Annotated in this window: 17 protein-coding genes; 9 read left to right on the plus strand and 8 right to left on the minus strand. The window is 61.2% G+C overall.

Features of this window, described 5'->3' with window-relative positions; translation table 11 throughout:
• Positions 1-183 precede the first annotated feature (183 nt).
• Both K3727_13970 and K3727_13975 read right to left on the minus strand, forming a co-directional pair.
• Positions 184-1413, minus strand: a complete 1230-nt coding sequence (locus K3727_13970) for a sigma-54 dependent transcriptional regulator (GenBank protein ID UWQ89903.1) — start codon at positions 1411-1413, stop codon at positions 184-186.
• Positions 1410-3164: a sensor histidine kinase gene (locus tag K3727_13975; GenBank protein ID UWQ89904.1), complete on the minus strand. Its 1755-nt coding sequence runs from the start codon at positions 3162-3164 to the stop codon at positions 1410-1412. The genes K3727_13970 and K3727_13975 overlap by 4 nt, the downstream gene beginning before the upstream one ends.
• 61 nt (positions 3165-3225) lie before the next feature.
• On the opposite strand from K3727_13975, the gene K3727_13980 reads away from it, so the two are divergent.
• Positions 3226-4410: a cytochrome P450 gene (locus K3727_13980; GenBank protein ID UWQ89905.1), complete on the plus strand. Its 1185-nt coding sequence runs from the start codon at positions 3226-3228 to the stop codon at positions 4408-4410.
• Between the two features lie 98 nt (positions 4411-4508).
• On the opposite strand, the gene K3727_13985 is transcribed toward K3727_13980, so the two are convergent.
• Positions 4509-4976, minus strand: coding sequence for an Lrp/AsnC family transcriptional regulator (locus K3727_13985; protein ID UWQ89906.1), 468 nt, complete (start codon positions 4974-4976; stop codon positions 4509-4511).
• Positions 4977-5123: 147 nt separating this feature from the next.
• Between K3727_13985 and cobA the strand changes: the two genes are divergently transcribed.
• The 8 genes from cobA (at position 5124) to K3727_14025 (ending at position 11616) form a co-directional block, all read left to right on the plus strand.
• A complete protein-coding gene (cobA, locus tag K3727_13990) occupies positions 5124-5939 on the plus strand; it encodes a uroporphyrinogen-III C-methyltransferase (GenBank protein ID UWQ89907.1) in 816 nt (271 codons plus the stop codon).
• The gene (locus K3727_13995) at positions 5939-6247 is read left to right on the plus strand and encodes a DUF2849 domain-containing protein (GenBank protein ID UWQ89908.1); all 309 of its coding nucleotides are present in this window, start codon (positions 5939-5941) and stop codon (positions 6245-6247) included. The genes cobA and K3727_13995 overlap by 1 nt, the downstream gene beginning before the upstream one ends.
• Positions 6240-7907 carry a nitrite/sulfite reductase gene (locus K3727_14000; protein UWQ89909.1) on the plus strand — a complete coding sequence of 556 codons (1668 nt, stop codon included), beginning with the start codon at positions 6240-6242 and terminating at the stop codon, positions 7905-7907. The genes K3727_13995 and K3727_14000 overlap by 8 nt, the downstream gene beginning before the upstream one ends.
• Positions 7908-7912: 5 nt before the next feature.
• Positions 7913-8683: a phosphoadenylyl-sulfate reductase gene (locus K3727_14005; GenBank protein UWQ93385.1), complete on the plus strand. Its 771-nt coding sequence runs from the start codon at positions 7913-7915 to the stop codon at positions 8681-8683.
• Complete coding sequence (locus tag K3727_14010) at positions 8680-9078, plus strand: DUF934 domain-containing protein (GenBank protein UWQ89910.1); 399 nt, start codon at positions 8680-8682, stop codon at positions 9076-9078. Before K3727_14005 ends, K3727_14010 begins: the two co-directional genes overlap by 4 nt.
• A gap of 151 nt (positions 9079-9229) precedes the next feature.
• On the plus strand, positions 9230-10093 hold the full coding sequence (locus K3727_14015; protein ID UWQ89911.1) for a ferredoxin--NADP reductase: 864 nt from the start codon (positions 9230-9232) through the stop codon (positions 10091-10093).
• 265 nt (positions 10094-10358) lie between these two features.
• On the plus strand, positions 10359-10907 hold the full coding sequence (gene infC, locus K3727_14020; protein UWQ93386.1) for a translation initiation factor IF-3: 549 nt from the start codon (positions 10359-10361) through the stop codon (positions 10905-10907).
• A 109-nt stretch (positions 10908-11016) separates the two neighbouring features.
• Complete coding sequence (locus tag K3727_14025) at positions 11017-11616, plus strand: class I SAM-dependent methyltransferase (GenBank protein UWQ89912.1); 600 nt, start codon at positions 11017-11019, stop codon at positions 11614-11616.
• A 406-nt stretch (positions 11617-12022) separates the two neighbouring features.
• Here the strand turns inward: K3727_14025 and K3727_14030 are convergent, their stop codons facing one another.
• The 5 genes from K3727_14030 to K3727_14050 form a co-directional block, all read right to left on the minus strand.
• On the minus strand, positions 12023-12811 hold the full coding sequence (locus K3727_14030) for a xanthine dehydrogenase family protein subunit M (protein ID UWQ89913.1): 789 nt from the start codon (positions 12809-12811) through the stop codon (positions 12023-12025).
• Between the two features lie 127 nt (positions 12812-12938).
• Positions 12939-15302 carry a xanthine dehydrogenase family protein molybdopterin-binding subunit gene (locus K3727_14035; protein ID UWQ89914.1) on the minus strand — a complete coding sequence of 788 codons (2364 nt, stop codon included), beginning with the start codon at positions 15300-15302 and terminating at the stop codon, positions 12939-12941.
• A gap of 126 nt (positions 15303-15428) precedes the next feature.
• A complete protein-coding gene (locus K3727_14040) occupies positions 15429-15914 on the minus strand; it encodes a (2Fe-2S)-binding protein (GenBank protein ID UWQ89915.1) in 486 nt (161 codons plus the stop codon).
• 289 nt (positions 15915-16203) lie between these two features.
• Positions 16204-17220: a molybdopterin-binding protein gene (locus tag K3727_14045; GenBank protein ID UWQ89916.1), complete on the minus strand. Its 1017-nt coding sequence runs from the start codon at positions 17218-17220 to the stop codon at positions 16204-16206.
• Entirely contained in the window at positions 17217-18194 is a 978-nt protein-coding gene (locus K3727_14050; protein UWQ89917.1) for an XdhC family protein, read from the minus strand. The genes K3727_14045 and K3727_14050 overlap by 4 nt, the downstream gene beginning before the upstream one ends.
• Positions 18195-18298 lie beyond the last annotated feature (104 nt).

Raw genomic sequence — 18298 nt, forward strand, 5'->3', positions numbered from 1 at the left:
AAGAAGCGGGGAACATGCATGATACCGGCCCTGTGTGAAAATCCGCACAGGTGTTTTGCAGCTTGTGCGGATTTTCGCACAGGCCACCTCCTGCCCCCGGTCTGTCAGAATCACCACATCTCGCCGCGGGCCGCATCTGTTGATGCGGCGTCGGGGTGCCGGAGGCCCCGGCGACCTACCGCGTCAGCGCCGATAGTCCTCGGGGCGAATGCCATACCGGGCCAGCTTGTCATAAAAGGTCTTGCGCGGCAGTTTCAGCGCCTCGGCGGCCGCAGTCGCCCGACCATTCTGGCGCCCCAGTGCCGCGATCAACAACGAGCGTTCCACCTGGGCCATCTGTTCCGACAGCCCCAGATCCTGCGCCTGTCCGACTTCCTCGGGCATCCCCAGCACAAACCGCATCGCTGCCGACATCAGCGACCGTGCATTGCCCGGCCACTCCTGCGCCATCAAAGCGACCAGATGGTCGGGTGTGACTTCTGGTGTATCAATCCCTGCCTGTTCGGCGGCCTGCGCCACATAGTGGCGAAAAATCACCGGGATATCCTCGCGCCGCTCTGCCAGCGACGGGATCCGCACCCGCATCACATCCAGCCGATAAAACAGCTCGGCATGAAAACCGCCCTGTGCAACCAGCTCGGACAGATCCGTGGTGGTACCGGCAATAACCCGGGTGCCCGCCCCCCGCTCCAGTCGCTCCAACACCGTGTATTGCGTCGCCGTTGGCATTGCCGAAACATCGTCCAGAAACACCGACCCGCCCGCGCCTTCCTCACACAGGGCGGCAAACCCCTTGTCCGTCATCCCTGCCGCAGAGCGTTTGACAAACGGCCCCTGCCCCACGGGCGACATCAGATGAACCACCTCTGCCACCTTTGAAATACCGCTGCCCGAGGGACCGATCACCAAGACCTCTGCCCCGGTCGGGGCGACGCTGCGCACCCGCGCCCGCAGGTCATCGGCCTGTTGCGAAACCCCGAACAACAGCCGCGCCGCCGGATCTCCGCTTTCCAGCTGACGTTTCAGCTGGCGGTTTTCCAACACCAGCGACCGGGTCTTGAGCGCGCGTTCCAGAACCGCCAACAGATCCGCAGACGCGCAGGGTTTTTCCAGAAAATCAAACGCCCCCTGCCCCATGGCCCGCACCGCCATCGGAATATCGCCCTCGCCGGTCAACAGAATCACCGGCAGCTCTGCATCCTGAGCATGGGCATACTCCAGCAAATGGAACCCGTCCCGCCCCGGCATCCGGATATCGGACACGATCACCCCGTCAAACCCCGACGTGATCAAATCCTTGGCCGCCACAAACGACCCGCTGGTGATCGCTTCCAGATCGGCCAATTCCAGCGTCTGGCCCAATGCCTCGCGGATATCGGCGTCATCATCCACCACCAGAACCTTGCGTGTCATGCGGCTTTCTCCTCGGACCAGTATTCCAATTCGACGGTGAACACCGCCCCGCCTCCGGGCGCGTTTACGCCGCCAATCTTGCCGCCAAAGCTTTGCACCAACCCATAAGAGATCGACAGCCCCAAACCCATGCCTTCCGATGATCCCACCGCCCGCGTCGTATAGAACGGCTCAAAGATCTTCTCCGGATCGGCAATACCGGGACCCGTGTCGCGCACGGTCACGCTCAGCCGGTCGCCCGTGTCCAGTGTCACGGTGATGCGTTTGTCCGCCCGCCCCACCATGGCGTCGGCGGCATTGTTGATCAGATTGACAAACACCTGCACCAGACGCACATCGCCGCCCCAGGCAAACACCGGGCCCATTGGCGGTGTCCACTCCAGCGTCACCGCGTCACTGCGCAGCCGCGCTTCGGTCAATTCCGTGGCCGTGGCAATCACCTGCACCAGATCCACCTTGCCCATGGGTTCGCTTTCATTTCGGGCAAAGGCACGCAGGTTTTTGATAATCCGCGCCATCCGTGCGGCCATTTCGGATATCCGCCCCAGATTTTCGCCCGCCTTGCCGGTCTTGCCCCGCTGCATGAATGCCATGCCATTGTCTGCAAACTGTTGAATTGCCATCAACGGCTGGTTCAGCTCATGGCTGATCCCGGCCGACATTTGACCCAACGCGCTCAATTTCCCCGCCTGGACCAATTCGGCCTGGGCCTGTTTCAGGGCGGCTTCGGCCTCCCTGCGTTCGCCAATCTCGCGGCGCAGCTGTTCGTTGGCCACCGACAGGGCCCGTGTGCGCTCATGCACTCTCCCCTCCAGCGCGGCATTGACCTCGGCCAATGCCCGGCGTCGCTCCGTGGTCATGTATAACATCGCACCAAAGGCCAGAAACACAGCGCCCAGCGCGGCAGCCTGCAACCAGGCGATCCGACGCGCCGGCGCAACATCGACCAGGATTTCGCCCACCATGCCGATCACCGGCAGATCGACCGCCTGATGCAACCCGGTCCGGGGCAGATAGGGTCCCCACCCGAGCTGCCAGATCTCATGCCCTCCAACACGCCAGGCGCGAAATTCCGGGGGCTCACCATCACCGGGAACCAATCCCCCTCCTGCCTGCGGGCGATGCCAAAACAGCAATTCCGACCGGTTCGAGATGAACACTTCGTTCCGGTCATCGGTAAAAAACACGGCAGGCAACGACCCACGCCATGTCTGTTCCACGTCTTCGACATCCGCCGTCACAACCACAACGCCGCGCACCGCGCCGTCCGGTTCAAACACCGGCGACGCATAGACATAGGCGCGCCGACCCGGCGACCCAAAGATCCCGTGTTCGCTCCCCAGTGCCCCGTGCATCGCCCGTTGGAACGCAATGGATCGCGACACATCCGCCCCTGACACCTGTTGTGCGGCGACCAGAACCCGCCCCTGCGGGTTGGCAAACGCCACATCCAGCGCGCCGGTCTTGTCCGCAACTTCCACCAACAGGGCCTGCGCCGTTGCACGCCGGGCCACATCGTCTTGCAGGCCTTGCAGGCCCGGATGATCCGCCATCAACACGGCCAGTTCCTGATACACCTGCAACTGGGTCGACAACCGGTCACTGGCCAGCGCCAGATCCGCCTCGGCCTGCAACGCCAGTTGATCCAGCGCCTGGCGATACCCATAGGACCAGACAGCGCCGGTTATGCCCGCCATGATCAGGGCGAACCCCAGAACGATCCATCGTCTATGCCATCGAAAATCAGTCATGGATCGAACCGTACCAAAGCCGCCCTTGCATTGACCAGTGCGTCCGCGCAAATGTCGCGCCATGAAAACCATACGCCAATCCCCGCTTGATCCTGAATTCGTCCAGAATCCCTATCCGTTCTATGCGGCGACACGGGCGCAGGGGGGACTGCAGTTTTGGGAAGATTACGGGATGCCGGCCGCCTTCAAACATGCCGCCGTGCATGTTTTGTTGCGGGACCGGCGGCTGGGGCGCGAAGTTCCGCCCGAACTCAGACAAGCCCCCCCCGATCACCTCAAACCGTTCTATGACGTCGAAGACCACTCGATGCTCGAACTGGAGCCTCCCAGCCACACACGATTGCGCAAACTGGTGCTGCGTGCCTTTACCTCGCGCGAAGTCGAAGCGCTCAAGCCGGGGCTCGAATCCCTGTGCCACCAGTTGATAGATCAATTTTCTGATGCCCCCTTTGATCTGCTGGATGCCTATTGCGTTCAGATCCCCGTCATCGCCGTCTGCCGCCTCTTGGGCGTGCCCGAAACCATGGCCCCGCAGGTTCTGGAGTGGTCGCACGCCATGGTGGCGATGTATCAGGCGCGCCGATCTGAGGCGATCGAACACCAGGCCGGACAGGCGGCAGCGGCATTTTCCGGCTATTTGCGCGACTATATTGAACAGCGTCGCACAGACCCGCGCGATGACCTGATCACCCGCCTGATCGCAGCCACAGAAGACGGTGACCGGCTGTCCACGGACGAATTGATCTCGACCTGCATCCTGCTGCTGAATGCCGGGCACGAGGCGTCGGTTCATGGCTTGGGCAATGGCGTCAAAACCCTTCTGGAACATGGTCCGGACCCGGTCTGGCTGACCCCCGAGGCAATCGAGAACACGGTCGAGGAAATCCTGCGCTTTGATCCGCCCCTGCATATGTTCACCCGCTATGCCTATGAGGACGTCGACATCTTTGGCCACACGTTGAAACGCGGCGATCAGGTGGCGCTGCTGCTGGGCGCGGCCAATCGCGACCCGGCCGTCTGCGACGATCCGGATGACTTTGACCCGACCCGCCGCGCCAAAACCAATGTTGCCTTTGGTGGCGGATTGCATTTTTGTGTCGGGGCACCGCTGGCCCGTCTCGAACTGCAGGTCGCCCTGCCGATCCTGTTTGACCGCTGCCCCGGTCTGCGTCTCGCCGCCGCCCCCCGTTACAGCAACACCTATCACTTTCACGGACTGTCCCGGCTGATGGTTTCAACCACATAATTCTTGGGCGGTGCCTCGGTGCAGCTTGAACAACAGCATGCGCAAGCACACCGCTGGGTCGCGCCCGCCTCTTGGGTCTCGGGGCAGCCTCGGCAGGGTCAGGCTTCGATGGGCAGCATGGTTGTGGATTTGATTTCCTCCATCGACAACAACGCGGTGACATTATGCACCCGCACCTCGGAAATCAGCGCCTGATAGAATTTGTCATAGGCCCGCGCGTTCTGCACCCGCACCTTGAGGATATAGTCGATATCCCCCGCCAACCGGTGTGCTTCCTGGACTTCGGGGCGGTCACGCAACGCTTTGAGGAACCGCGACTGCCAATCCGCCTCATGTTCCGATGTGCGGATCAGAACAAAGAAACAGGCCTCGAATCCCAACGCCTCGGCATCCAGCACCACAGTCTGCTGTCCAATCACCCCGCCATCGCGCAATTTGCGGATTCTGTTCCACACCGGGGTCTTGGAAGACCCCACCTGTTTGGCGATTTCGTCCAGCGATTGCCCCGCATCGCGTTGCAGCTCCGCCAAAATTTTCCGATCCGTGGCGTCGATCCGTACCGTCATTCTCGTATTCCCCAGTTTTCAGGACCAACCCACCCGATTCCCCAACCACATGGAACAATCATCCTTATTTGGATCGGCATATAGCGATTTGGTGGGAATATTTCCTATATAGTACCGTAAGTCAAACACAGGAATCGGGGCTCAGCCATGACCGCCAACAAAACAGACAATCCGACAACCGCGCCGAACCGGGCCGGATTGTCCTGTCTGTGTGCCGGTCAGGTCGCGTTTGTGGGCTCTGGCCCCGGTGATCCGGATCTGCTGACCGTCAAGGCGCTGCGCGCGCTTCAGGACGCGGATGTGATCCTGTTTGATCGTCTGGTCAGCGACGAGATCCTGGCCCTGGCCGGACCGGACGCGGCGTTGGAAAATGTCGGCAAGGAGGGGTTTGGCCCCCAGATCAGCCAGGACGACATCTGTGCCCGCCTGGTGGTTCATGCCCTGGACGGCAAAAAGGTCGTGCGTCTGAAGTCGGGCGACCCCACCATCTTTGGCCGTCTGGACGAAGAGCTCACCGCGGTCGAAGCCGCCGGGATCGGGTTCACGATCGTGCCCGGCATCACCGCCGCATCGGCTGCCGTGGCCGGGATTGGTCAAAGCCTGACCCAACGTGGGCGCAATTCATCCGTGCGGTTCCTGACCGGCCATGATGTCCAGGGCTTTGCCGATCACGATTGGGTCGCGCTGGCGCGTCCGGGCGCAGTTGCCGCCATCTACATGGGCAAGAAATCCGCCCGCTTCGTTCAGGGCCGCCTGATCATGCATGGCGGTGATCGCACCACGCCTGTGACCGTGATCGAAAACGCCTCTCGCCGCGATCAGCGGGTGCTCGAGACAACCCTGGGCCATCTGGCCAACGATCTCGCCGAGGCCCGCTTTGACGGTCCGGCGCTCACTTTTCTGGGACTGGCCCCACGCGCAAGCGTCGCCGCCCTCACCGATCTCAAGATGGAGCTTGCATAATGGCCCGCGCATTCACCCCAAAAGTCGTCACCGCCAACGATCTGATCGAAGGCGATGTGATCTATATGACGGCCGATGACAGCTGGACCCGCAATCTGGCCGAGGCCGAATTGATCACTGACGAAGCCGATGCACAGATTCGTCTGCTGGACGCGCAACGTCAGGCCGTGCGCGTCGTTGGTGCCTATCTGGCCGATGCCAAACCGGGGCTGAACGGCCCGGAACCCACCCACTTCCGCGAAGATTTCCGCCGCACCGGCCCTTCGAACTACGCCCACGGCAAGCAGGAGGCGCAAGCCAATGTATAAGTACAACGACTTTGACAGCGCCTTTCTGGCCGAACGCAACGCTCAGTTCCGGGCCCAGGTCGCACGCCGCATCGACGGCTCGCTCACCGAGGACGAATTCAAACCCCTGCGCCTGATGAACGGCCTTTATCTGCAGCTGCACGCCTATATGCTGCGGGTCGCGATCCCTTATGGCACACTGAATTCAGCCCAGATGCGCCAGCTGGCGCTGCTGGCCGAAAAATGGGACAAGGGGTATGGCCATTTCACCACCCGTCAGAACATCCAGTACAACTGGCCCAAACTGACAGATGTCCCGGACATGCTGGACGCGCTGGCCGACGTCGAACTGCACGCCATCCAGACGTCGGGCAACACGATCCGCAACACCACCGCCGATCATTTCGCCGGGGCTGCTGCCGATGAAATCGAAGACCCCCGCCCGATTGCCGAGCTGATCCGCCAGTGGTCCACCGATCACCCGGAATATCAGTTCATGGGCCGCAAGTTCAAAATCGCCGTCTCCGGTGGTGAAAAGGACCGCGCCGTGACCAAGGCGCACGACCTGGCGGTGCGCGTTGTGCGCAATGACGCCGGTGAAATCGGCTATCAGATCCTGATCGGTGGCGGGTTGGGTCGTACCCCGATGATCGGTCAGGTGCTGCGCGACTTCCTGCCGCGCGAACAGCTGCTGCCCTATATCGAAACCGTGGTTTCGGTCTGGAACCAAATCGGGCGGCGCGACAACAAATACAAGGCCCGGATCAAGATCACCGTACACGAACTGGGTCTCGAAACCATCCGCGCCAAGGTCGAAGAACGCTTTGCGCTGATCCTGCCCACCTATGGTGGCGCGGACCAAGAGCTGTTTGCTGAAATCAGCGCGCATTTCACACCGCCGCAATTCCGCAAGGGGTCAACCGATGCCTACACGTGGGCCTATGACGCCGATCCGGTGTTCCGGTCCTGGGCGGACACCAACCTGAGCGAGCACCGCGACGCCGATCATGCGATCGTCACCATTTCGATCAAGGCCCACGGTCAGACTCCGGGTGATGCATCCGCCGATCAGATGCGGGTGATGGCCGATCTGGCCGAACAATACGGCTATGACGAATTGCGCATCAGCCACGAACAGAACGTGATCCTGCCGCATGTGCATAAATCGGACCTGCCGGCGATTCATGCCACGCTCAAAGAACACGGGCTGGGCACGGCCAACATCGGCCTGATCAGCGACATCATCGCCTGCCCCGGCATGGACTACTGTGCCCTGGCAACGGCTCGCGCCATTCCCGTGGCCCAGCAGATCGCGCTCCGGTTTGACGAATTGAAACTCGAGCATGACATCGGGCATCTCCAGATCAAGATTTCGGGCTGCATCAACGCCTGTGGTCACCACCATGTGGGCCATATCGGCATTCTGGGGCTGGATCGCGCCGGCGTGGAAAACTACCAGATCACCCTGGGCGGCGACGCCACCGAAAACGCGGCCATTGGCACGCGCACCGGTCCCGGCTTTGCCTATGATCAGATCGTTCCGGCGATCGAACGCATTGTCTATGCCTATCTGGATCTGCGCGACAACGCCGACGAAACCTTTCTGGAAACCTATACCCGCGTTGGGATGGATCCGTTCAAGACAGCCCTCTATCCAGAAACCCAGAAGAAAGTGGCGTGAACACGATGGTATTGATCCAGGATCACATCGCAGCGCCCGATCCGCAGCGCCCGGACGATCCGGCGCTGGTCCAGAAGGTGGCCGAGCTGAACGACAGGTTCCGCCACCATTCTGCCACCTCGGTGATGCAGGGAGCGTTGGAACATGCGGGCCATGTGGCGCTGGTGTCCAGCTTTGGGGCGGAATCGGTGGTGCTGTTGCATATGGCAGCGGTCGTTGACCAGATGACCCCGGTCCTGTTCATCGACACCCAGCTGCTGTTCACCGAAACGCTGATCTACCAACAGGACGTCAGCGAACGTCTGGGGTTGCGGAACGTTCAGGTCATCACCGCCGACGATATCGCCCAAAAGGACCCTTATGGGGCATTGCGGCTCAGCGATACCGACGCCTGCTGTGCCCTGCGCAAGACCGCGCCGCTGCAAAACGCGCTGAACGGGTTTGACGGCTGGATCACCGGACGCAAACGGTTTCAGGCCGGCACCCGCGCCACGCTGGACTTCTTTGAGGTCGAAGAAGGCAACACTGGCCGGATCAAGGTCAACCCGCTGGCCCATTGGGCCCCCGAAGACGTGCGTGCCTATATGGAAGAAAACCGCCTGCCCCGTCACCCTCTGGTGGCCCAGGGGTATCCCTCGATCGGCTGTGCCCCCTGCACATCTCCGGTCAAGGAAGGCGAAGACCCCCGCGCCGGACGTTGGCGCAACCAGAACAAGGTCGAATGCGGCATTCATTTCGTGAATGGCAAACCCGTCCGCACAGGAGCAGATCAATGACTGTACTCGTAACTGATACGGGCTTTGGCCCGGATACCTGGAAAGGTGACTTTGACGCCGCCAACGCGCTGGACCTGACCTCGGATGCAGACCCGGCCCAGGTTGTCGGCCAGCTGGATGGCGTCGATATGGTCCGGGTGGCCTTTCCGTCGTTTGCCGATGGCCGCGGTTTTACCATCGCGCGCCAGCTGCGCCTGGCTGGCTATCAGGGTCGCCTGCGTGCCCAGGGCCACGTGATTTCCGATCAATATGCCATGGCGCGCCGCTCCGGCTTTGACGAAGTCGAGATCAGCGATGATCTGGCCACCCGCCAGCCCGAAGATCAATGGCTGGCGCGCGCCAATTGGCAGGACCACAACTATCAGGCGCGCCTGCGCGGCCGCGCCGCCAAATAGACCACCGCTCACCGGGACTTGCCCACTCCCCCCGCGCAAACCTGGTTCCCCTGCGTCAGTAGGGAACCGGGTTTGCGCAATTGGTGCTTTCCCTGACCTATGTCAAAGATTAATCTGAGGTGCCGGTTATTCAGACTGGCAGATGCAACCGATGAACGAGATTACGCCCGTGACCGAAGCCGCAACAGACGTCAAACCCGTCAAAGCCGTTCCCACCCTGCCCGATGCACAGACCGTGACAGAGGTACAGCATTACACGGACCGGCTGTTCCGGTTTCGCTGCACGCGGCCTGCGTCGCTGCGTTTTCGGTCCGGTGAATTCGTGATGATCGGCCTGATGGGCGACCCCGACCCGAAAACAGGCAAGCAAAAACCGCTGCTGCGCGCCTATTCCATCGCCTCGCCCAGCTGGGACGAGGAAATGGAGTTCTATTCGATCAAGGTCGAAGACGGCCCGCTGACCTCGAAATTGCAGCACATCAAGGTCGGCGACGAAGTCATCCTGCGCCCCAAACCTGTCGGCACCCTGGTGCATGACGCGCTGATCCCGGGCAAACGTCTGTGGTTCTTTGCCACCGGCACCGGCTTTGCCCCCTTTGCCTCGCTGCTGCGCGAACCGCAGACCTACGAGGATTACGACGAGGTCATCATCACCCACACCTGCCGCACCGTGGGCGAGCTGACCTATGGCCGCGAGCTGATCGAAGGGCTGAAGGAAGACGAGCTGCTGAACGAAGTCATCGGCGAAGGCTTCTGGAAGAAGATCAAATACTATCCCACCACCACCCGCGAAGAGAGCCCCAAGATGGGCCGGATCACCGATCTGATCAACTCGGGCGAAGCCTACAAGGATCTGGGCGTGGCCCCGCTGTGCCCCGACAATGATCGCGCCATGATCTGTGGTAACCTGGCGTTCAATCTCGAACTCAAGGCCATGCTCGAAGCTGCCGGTCTCGAAGAAGGTGCCAATTCCAAACCCGCGCAATATGTTGTGGAAAAGGCGTTTCTGGACTGATCCCGATCACATCCCACCACACCAGGCCGCGCTTTGTCCAAGGCGCGGCTTTTTGTTTTGGTTCCGGGCGCTTTGACGCTTGCCCCGCCCACTGGGATGAATTCGCGCTCCCGACACCGCTTCGGCGCGCAAATACGGGGCTTTGGGCAATATGTCTGCTTGAATTACCCAACTCGGGGCTCCATACCCGCTATATCACTTGAATCACCTGTCCGGGGGCGATACCTTCCGGGCACTTTCATGTAATGACAGAAGGATAACAGTCATAGCCCGCAGACCTCACAATGCGCCGCCGCAACGCGACACCGGCCCGCGCACGAACGAAAAAATCCGCGCCTCCGAAATCCGCCTGATTGGTGCGGACGGAGACAACGTCGGAGTTGTTCACCCCGCTAAAGCTATGCAACTGGCCGAAGAGGCCGGACTGGATCTGGTTGAAATCTCGCCCAATGCCAACCCGCCCGTGTGCAAGATCATGGACTATGGCAAGTTCAAATATGAACAACAAAAGCGCGAGAGCGAAGCACGTAAAAAGCAGAAGATCATCGAGGTCAAGGAAGTCAAATTCCGGCCCAATACCGATACGCACGACTACGAAGTCAAGATGCGCAACGTCTTCAAATTCCTTGAAGGCGGGGACAAGGTGAAGGTCACTCTGCGGTTCCGGGGGCGCGAAATGGCGCACCAGAACCTGGGTCGCGAGCTGTTGGAACGGGTTGCCGAAGACATCAAGGAAATCGGCAAGATCGAAAACATGCCCAAAATGGAAGGCCGTCAGATGATTATGATGATCGGCCCGCTGCCGGCAAAATAACCCGGTGCCCGCTTTGGGACTGACTATTTGCGCCCCCTCCGCTTGATTGCGGTGGGGGCGTTGTTATTTTGATGCCAGTGGGTTGACGCAGGAAAGAGGGATTGGTCCTATGTGGGAAGAACGGTATTCGGCCGCGGAAGATTATGTTTTTGGAACGGCTCCTGCCCTGTTTCTCACGGATCATGCAGACTATTTGAAACCCGGCCTGTCGGCCCTGGCCGTTGCCGACGGCGAGGGGCGAAATTCGGTCTATATGGCCGAACGGGGGCTGACCGTCACCGCATTGGAATTCGCCCCGACCGCCATCGCCCGCGCCCGCACCCTGGCCGCCGAGCGCAATGTCTCTGTCGATTTTCAGCAGTCCGACATCCTGCGGCGCGATTGGGAGGCGGACGCCTATGATCTGGTGGTTGGCGTCTTTATCCAGTTCGTCGGCCCCGATGATCGCAAGACCCAGTTTGACGGCATGAAACACAGCACCAAACCCGGCGGTTTGATCCTTCTGCACGGCTATACGCCCAAACAGCTCGAATTTGGCACAGGCGGCCCCCCGTTTGGCGAAAACATGTACACCGAAGACCAACTGCGCGCAGATTTCAGCGACTGGGAGATCCTCGAATGCCGCGCCTATGAACGCGAAGTTCAGGAAGGGCGCGGCCATTCCGGCATGTCAGCCCTGATTGACCTGGTCGCCCGAAAACCGGGCTGACGCCACCAGGCTCGCCCAACTGTACCGCTGATCCTGACAGCCACGGGCCTGTGGATGATCCGGGGGCGTTTGACCTGACTTTCTGCGGGTGGTGTGGCGCAGCCGATGGTGCGCGACGCTACCGCATTTGGCCCTGCTGTGCTCGCCTCACATGCCTGCATCACAGATGTGCCGATCACGATCCAAATAGGACGCCAATGATCTTCGGATACCTCGCCCTTGGATACCCCACCCCCTGTATCGCACAGCGTCTTTTGGCCGGTCACGCCACGACCATGCGACATCCCTGATCCCTAACTGTGCAGGCGACCCGACCGATCTCTCGACACACACGCACAGGCCCCCACGCAGGATACTGGAACCTGTGTCGGGGCCTGTGTCTGAGCCTCTCGGTGCGTAACCGGGATTACCCTGCAGCAGCGACCGCGCGTTTGGTCAGCACCGCAACCAGATGCGCGCGATACGCTTTGGACCCATGCAGATCCCCGATCATGGCATCACTGTCCACTGACAACCCATCCAAAGCATCCGCCGAGAAATTGGCGCTCAGCGCCGCTTCGGCCTCGCCCCAACGAAAGACCCCATCTTCGGATGCACCGGTGACCGCAACCCGCACACCGTCCCCATATCTGGCCACAAACACACCAACCAGCGCAAATCGGGACGCGGGCTGTTCGAACTTCTGATAATTCGCAGCCTCAGGAACCGGGAAACTGACAGACGTCACGATCTCTCCCTCTTCCAGCGCGGTTTCAAACAGACCCCGAAAATAGTCATCCGCCGCAATTTCCCGCGCATTGGTGACAATGGTTGCCCCGGATGCCAGCGCCGCCGCCGGATAACAGGCCGACGGGTCATTGTTGGCCAGCGATCCGCCTATGGTGCCACGGTTGCGCACGGCCGGATCCCCGATATTGCCCGCCAGATCGGCAAGTGCCGCATATTGCGCCCCGGCCTCGGCCGCAACGACCGCATGAGGAGTTGCTCCCCCGATGACAACCGACCCACCGCGATGGGCCACGCCTTTCATCTCGTCAATGCCGCTCAGCGACACCAGCTTTGCCGGGCTCGCCAACCGCTGCTTCAGGGTGGGGATCAATGTCTGTCCCCCGCCCAGCGCCTGCGCGTCCTCACTGCCCAGCGCGGCCACCGCATCGGCGATAGTGGCGGGTTTCTCAAACTCGAAATTATACATTTCGTCCTTCCTTTCCTTCCGAAGAGAACGGGTCCGCCTCTTCATCTGGCCAAAAATATCCCAGGGGGTCTGGGGGACTGGTCCCCCAGGCTTGGATTGGGCGGGGCAACGCCCTGCCCCCCTCAACTCAGCCCTGCATAGCCTCCCAAACACGGCCCGGCGACATCGGCATATCGATGTGGTCCACCTTGTGACCGCCCGACTGCAAGGCATCAATCACCGCATTAACCACCGCAGGCGGCGATCCGATGGCCCCGGCCTCGCCACAGCCCTTGACGCCCAAGGGATTGTGGGTGCACGGCGTCTGGCTGGAATGATCCACCGTATAGAACGGCACATCATCGGCCCGCGGCATCGCGTAATCCATGTAGGAGGCGCTCAGCAGTTGACCGTTTTCGTCATAGACACAGTTTTCCAACAACGCCTGACCAATCCCCTGGCCAATGCCACCATGCACCTGACCGTCGACGACCATCGGGTTGATGATATTGCCAAAATCATCCGCTGCCGCAAACCGTTCCACCGTCACCTTGCCGGTATCGGGGTCCACTTCGACCTCACAGGCATAGGCCCCGGCGGGGAAGGTAAAGTTGGCCGGGTCATAAAACGCGGTCTCCTCCAGCCCCGGTTCGATATCTTCCAACGGGAAGTTATGCGGCACATAGGCGGTCAGGGTGACATCCCCCCAGGCCACCGATTTATCGGTGCCCGCAACGGTGAACTGACCATCCTTCAGCTCGATATCCGCATCAGATGCTTCCAGCAGATGCGCGGCGATCTTCTTGGCCTTGTTGATGATCTTTTCGGTCGCCCGCACCATGGCCGATCCACAAACCGCGAGGGAGCGCGATCCATAAGTGCCCATGCCAAAAGGGATTTTTGACGTGTCGCCATGGACGATCTCGATCTGGCTTTCGTCAATGCCGATCATTTCGGCCACCACCTGGGGGAATGTGGTCTCATGCCCCTGCCCGTGGCTGTGGGCCCCGACCATGACGCTGATCGATCCGGTGGCATTCACCCGCACCGTTGCCGCATCATACAGCCCCGCCCGTGCGCCCAGCATACCAACGATGTTGGACGGCGCGATGCCGCAGGCTTCGATATAGCAATTGATGCCCAGACCCCGCAGCTTGCCGTTTTTGGCGCTCGCGGCGCGACGCGCATCGAACCCGGCAAAATCGGCCGCCACTTCCAGCTTGTCCATGGTGCCATTGTAATCGCCAGTGTCATAGGTCAGCGCGACGGGCGTGTCATAGGGGAACTGGGTGACAAAGTTCTGCCGCCGCAGCGCCACCGGGTCCGCGCCCAATTCCCGCGCGGCCTTGTCGATCAGCCGTTCAATCTGGAACGTCGCCTCGGGACGCCCAGCGCCACGATAGGCATCAACGGGCACCGTGGTGGTGAACACCGCCTTGACGTTCACCTGAACGCAGGGGGTTGTATAGTTCCCTGCCATCAACGTGCCATGCAGCCATGTCGGCACCGAAGACGAGAACGTCGACAGATAGGCCCCCATATTGGCCATTGTATCCGTGCGCAGCGCGGTAAAGTTGTTGTCACTGTCCAGCGCCAGCTGGATCGTGGTCACATGATCGCGCCCCTGCGCATCCGACATGAAGGCCTCAGAGCGTGACGCGGTCCATTTGACGGGGCGGTTGATCGCCTTGGCGGCAAAGGTCACCGCCGCTTCTTCGGCATAGTGGAAGATTTTGGTGCCAAAACCACCGCCCACATCCGGCGCGACCACGCGCACCTTGTGTTCGGGCAGCCCGAGAACAAAGGCGCACATCAGCAACCGGATCACATGCGGGTTCTGGCTGGTGGTATAAAGCGTATGTTCGTCCGTGCCCCGACTGTAATCGCCAACGGCCACCCGCGGCTCCATCGGGTTGGCCACCAGACGCTGGTTCACCAGCTCCAGCGTGGTGACATGGGCCGCATCGTCAAACGCCTTTTGCACCACGTCATTGTCGGTCTCCCCCAGCACCCAATCATAACACAGGTTCGAGGTCAGATCGTCGTGCACCTTGGTGGCACCATCGGCCAGCGCAGCGGCCATATTGACCACGGCCGGCAATTCGTCCAGATCCAGGTCGATGGCCTCGGCCGCATCGCGGGCCTGCTCCAGGCTGTCGGCAATGACCATGGCAATCGGGTCGCCCACATGGCGCACCTTGCCCTGGGCCAGGATCGGGTGGGCCGGTTCCTGCATGACCTCGCCATTGCGGTCGGTCACCTGCCAGCCACAGGGGATGCCACCCACCCCTTCGAAATCGGCGCCGGTCAGGATCTTGACCACACCGGGCATGGCGGCGGCTGCCGCTGTATCAACCCCGTTGATCGTCGCATGCGCCACATCCGAGCGCAGGAAATACGCATAGGCCTGGCCGTTTACGTTAATGTCGTCTGTGTAATTACCTTCTCCGGTCAAAAACCGGACGTCCTCGCGCCGCTTCGGGCTGGCGCCGATGCCACTATCCTTGGGCATGTTATTCTCCTCCCTGGGTGCGGTGCGTGCAAGCACACACCCTACAATCTACCTGAGTATTCAAATCCGGTACGCGCCAATCCCGTGCGTCACCGTAGGGTGCGTGCTGGCACGCACCATTGCTGATCACTCAGCTGCGAGCGCGCTGACATCCTGGCCGGATGCGGCCATGATCGCCTTGACGATATTGTGGTAGCCGGTACAGCGACACAGATTGCCTTCCAGGTAATCCCGGATTTCCGCTTCGGACGGCTTGGGGTTATCCTTGAGCAGCGCAGCCGCGCTCATCACCATCCCCGGCGTGCAGAACCCGCATTGCAGACCATGATGATCCTGAAATGCCTGCTGAATGGTGTTCAGCGTTCCATCCGCAGCGCTTTGCCCTTCGATGGTAGCCACATCCGCACCGTCGGCTTCCGCGGCCAGCATGGTACAGCTTTTCACCGCTTCGCCGTTCACATGCACCACGCAAGCACCACATTGGCTGGTGTCACAGCCCACATGCGTTCCGGTCAAACCCAGCGCGTCGCGCAGAAACGACGACAGCAACGTGCGCCCTTCAACATCTCCCTGCGCAGGCTTTCCGTTCACGGTCATTGAGACCTGAGTCATGAGATCCTCCCCTTGGGTTTCTTTATTATCAGAAGGAAGTTAAGCACGCGGCCCCAAGCTTGAGAACCGCCATAATGTGCTGCAATCGCACAACTTTCTGCTGCAATGCGGAAATTTGATCTCAGGTTTCCGCATAGTTCTTTGATAAAATTCAACAAAAGCCCGCCTCCCGCCATGCTGCAACCCAACAGAACATATCGGCGACGTGACGTCTGTTTCTCAGCCTTGCGCGCCCGGAAATCCAACCACAGTCCCGGGCTGGCCAGCCGTCACCGACCAAAGCCAAAGATCATCCGGTTGCATCTCGCGGCTGGGGGCGGGTCGGGATTTCCTTGAGCAATCCGCCGACCCCCATCGCAGCGATATCTGCACCCGTGACGTCGACCCCACACACCACCCGCTCCAGCACCCAATCCGCGCCATTCAGCGCAGGCGAGCGCGCACAGCCCGGCAGGCCAATCACCGGCCGGTCGCCCAGATGTCCCAGAAACAGCAAATTGCCCGGGTCCACCGGCATTCCGAACCGTGTCACGGTGCCCCCCGCCAAACGCACAGCTTGCGGCGCCACATCCAAAGGATCCGAGGTCGCCGATCCGGTGAGAATCAGGATCACCTCGCCCGGTGCTTGCTGCACGGCCTCTGCCAGCACATCTTGTGCGTGTCGCACGACGACCCGATCGCTCAGCGTCATTCCCATACGATGCAACCGTCCGGCCATGGCCTTGCGCCCCTTGTCCGACGGAGGCTCCGACGAGGTCACGGTTTCAATCAGCGTTGCGCTGGCAAAAACTGGCGCAATCACGCCAATTGCGCCCTCTGCTCCGGCCTTGGCCCGCCGCAGGGCATCGCCCGGAACCGCATAGGAAATGATCTTTATCGTCGCGATCATCCCCCCCGCATCGACGCGATGGTAGTTTGGCACTGTGGCGATGGTGATCATCGGGTCCACTGCATTGACGGCCTCCAGACGCGCCCGATCCAGTTGGACCACCCCACATCGGTCAGCAAACAGGTTGACCCGGCCCGTCCCTGCCCGCGAAATCCGGATGTTCTGTGCCGCCGGCTCCGGCACCAATGCGCGGGCCAGGATTTCGGCGGCCTCATTTTCTGCCAGATCACCGTCTTCCAGCCGTGCCACCGTAATCCGTGCATGGCCATGAGCCGCCAGATCCACCACATGGGCCGCATCCAGAACCGTCCCCTTGGGTATGCGATACGCGCCTTCCTCACCGGACCGGCTGGCCTGCATCGAATGGGCCAGAACCGCTCCCACAGCTTCGCTGGTTGGAACCGCGCCAAATTTCATGTGACTTTCCCGCGCAAAACCGCTGTCATCTCGCCCAATATGGACAGGGCGATTTCCGCCGGGCCTGCGGCACCGATATCCAGACCGACAGGACCGTGTATGCGGTCAATCTGCGCCTGCGAAAACCCGGCGTCCTGCATCCGGGTGACGCGTTTGGCATGGGTGCGCTTGGACCCCAGCGCACCGATATAAAAACAGTCAGCCCCCAGCCCCGCCTCCAGCGCCGGATCGTCCAGCTTTGGGTCGTGGGTCAGCAACACGATCGCCGTGCGGGCATCCAACCCCACCTGTGCCACGGCGTCATCCGGCCAATCCAGCAGGACGGTTTCACCGGGGAACCGATCGGAGGATCCAAACGCCTCGCGCGGGTCGATCAGTACCGGATCATAGCCCGCAATCCGCGCCATTGGCACCAATGCCTGCGCGATATGCACCGCCCCCACCACGATCAGGCGCAGCGGCGGGTTATGCACCGCGACAAATGTCTCGTCGTCGTCCTCCATGCCCGACCGGTCCATGCGCATCCGGTCCGTATGCGCCCCATGCAACAGACGCCGGGTGCCATCGCGCAGGTTCACCTCATAGGCCAACGGCGTGCGCGCCGCGCGGGCGGTTACCAGTTCTTCCAACAAATCCAACGGCATCGCGCTGCCAACCGGTTCGACCAACACCCGAATGGTGCCACCACAGGCCAACCCCACAGCAAAGGCATCTTCGTCGCTGACCCCGAATTCCAGCATCCGATGTTCACCGTCTTCCAGCGCCTCCAGCGCCTCGACCACCACCGCGCCCTCGACACATCCACCCGACACCGATCCTTCGATCCGCCCGTCACCGCCCACCACCAATTGCGATCCGACCCGGCGCGGCGCGCTGCCCCAGGTCTGAACCACCGTGGCCAGCGCCGCCTTGGTTCCCGCGCGATGCCAGTCCAGCGCAATTTCAGGGGCATTTTCAAATCGGGCTTGGGTCATTGCGTGTTCTCTTTTTTCGCCAACAGAGCATCTGACAAAACTTGTCGCAATCGCGCCGGGTTTCAAGCCGCAAAGCGACCCGGCGGGAACACGAAAACGCCGGG

It is taken from the genome of Rhodobacteraceae bacterium M382 (assembly GCA_025141015.1).
Classification (GTDB): Bacteria; Pseudomonadota; Alphaproteobacteria; order Rhodobacterales; family Rhodobacteraceae; genus Aliisedimentitalea; species Aliisedimentitalea scapharcae.

Excerpts from the sequence above, each read along its gene's own strand:
- K3727_13970 (UWQ89903.1), bottom strand. The coding sequence starts at position 1,413 with ATGACACGCAAGGTTCTGGTGGTGGATGATGACGCCGATATCCGCGAG.
- K3727_13975 (UWQ89904.1), bottom strand. The coding sequence starts at position 3,164 with ATGACTGATTTTCGATGGCATAGACGATGGATCGTTCTGGGGTTCGCC.
- K3727_13980 (UWQ89905.1), top strand. The coding sequence starts at position 3,226 with ATGAAAACCATACGCCAATCCCCGCTTGATCCTGAATTCGTCCAGAAT.
- K3727_13985 (UWQ89906.1), bottom strand. The coding sequence starts at position 4,976 with ATGACGGTACGGATCGACGCCACGGATCGGAAAATTTTGGCGGAGCTG.
- cobA (UWQ89907.1), top strand. The coding sequence starts at position 5,124 with ATGACCGCCAACAAAACAGACAATCCGACAACCGCGCCGAACCGGGCC.
- K3727_13995 (UWQ89908.1), top strand. The coding sequence starts at position 5,939 with ATGGCCCGCGCATTCACCCCAAAAGTCGTCACCGCCAACGATCTGATC.
- K3727_14000 (UWQ89909.1), top strand. The coding sequence starts at position 6,240 with ATGTATAAGTACAACGACTTTGACAGCGCCTTTCTGGCCGAACGCAAC.
- K3727_14005 (UWQ93385.1), top strand. The coding sequence starts at position 7,913 with ATGGTATTGATCCAGGATCACATCGCAGCGCCCGATCCGCAGCGCCCG.
- K3727_14010 (UWQ89910.1), top strand. The coding sequence starts at position 8,680 with ATGACTGTACTCGTAACTGATACGGGCTTTGGCCCGGATACCTGGAAA.
- K3727_14015 (UWQ89911.1), top strand. The coding sequence starts at position 9,230 with ATGAACGAGATTACGCCCGTGACCGAAGCCGCAACAGACGTCAAACCC.
- K3727_14025 (UWQ89912.1), top strand. The coding sequence starts at position 11,017 with ATGTGGGAAGAACGGTATTCGGCCGCGGAAGATTATGTTTTTGGAACG.
- K3727_14030 (UWQ89913.1), bottom strand. The coding sequence starts at position 12,811 with ATGTATAATTTCGAGTTTGAGAAACCCGCCACTATCGCCGATGCGGTG.
- K3727_14035 (UWQ89914.1), bottom strand. The coding sequence starts at position 15,302 with ATGCCCAAGGATAGTGGCATCGGCGCCAGCCCGAAGCGGCGCGAGGAC.
- K3727_14040 (UWQ89915.1), bottom strand. The coding sequence starts at position 15,914 with ATGACTCAGGTCTCAATGACCGTGAACGGAAAGCCTGCGCAGGGAGAT.
- K3727_14045 (UWQ89916.1), bottom strand. The coding sequence starts at position 17,220 with ATGAAATTTGGCGCGGTTCCAACCAGCGAAGCTGTGGGAGCGGTTCTG.
- K3727_14050 (UWQ89917.1), bottom strand. The coding sequence starts at position 18,194 with ATGACCCAAGCCCGATTTGAAAATGCCCCTGAAATTGCGCTGGACTGG.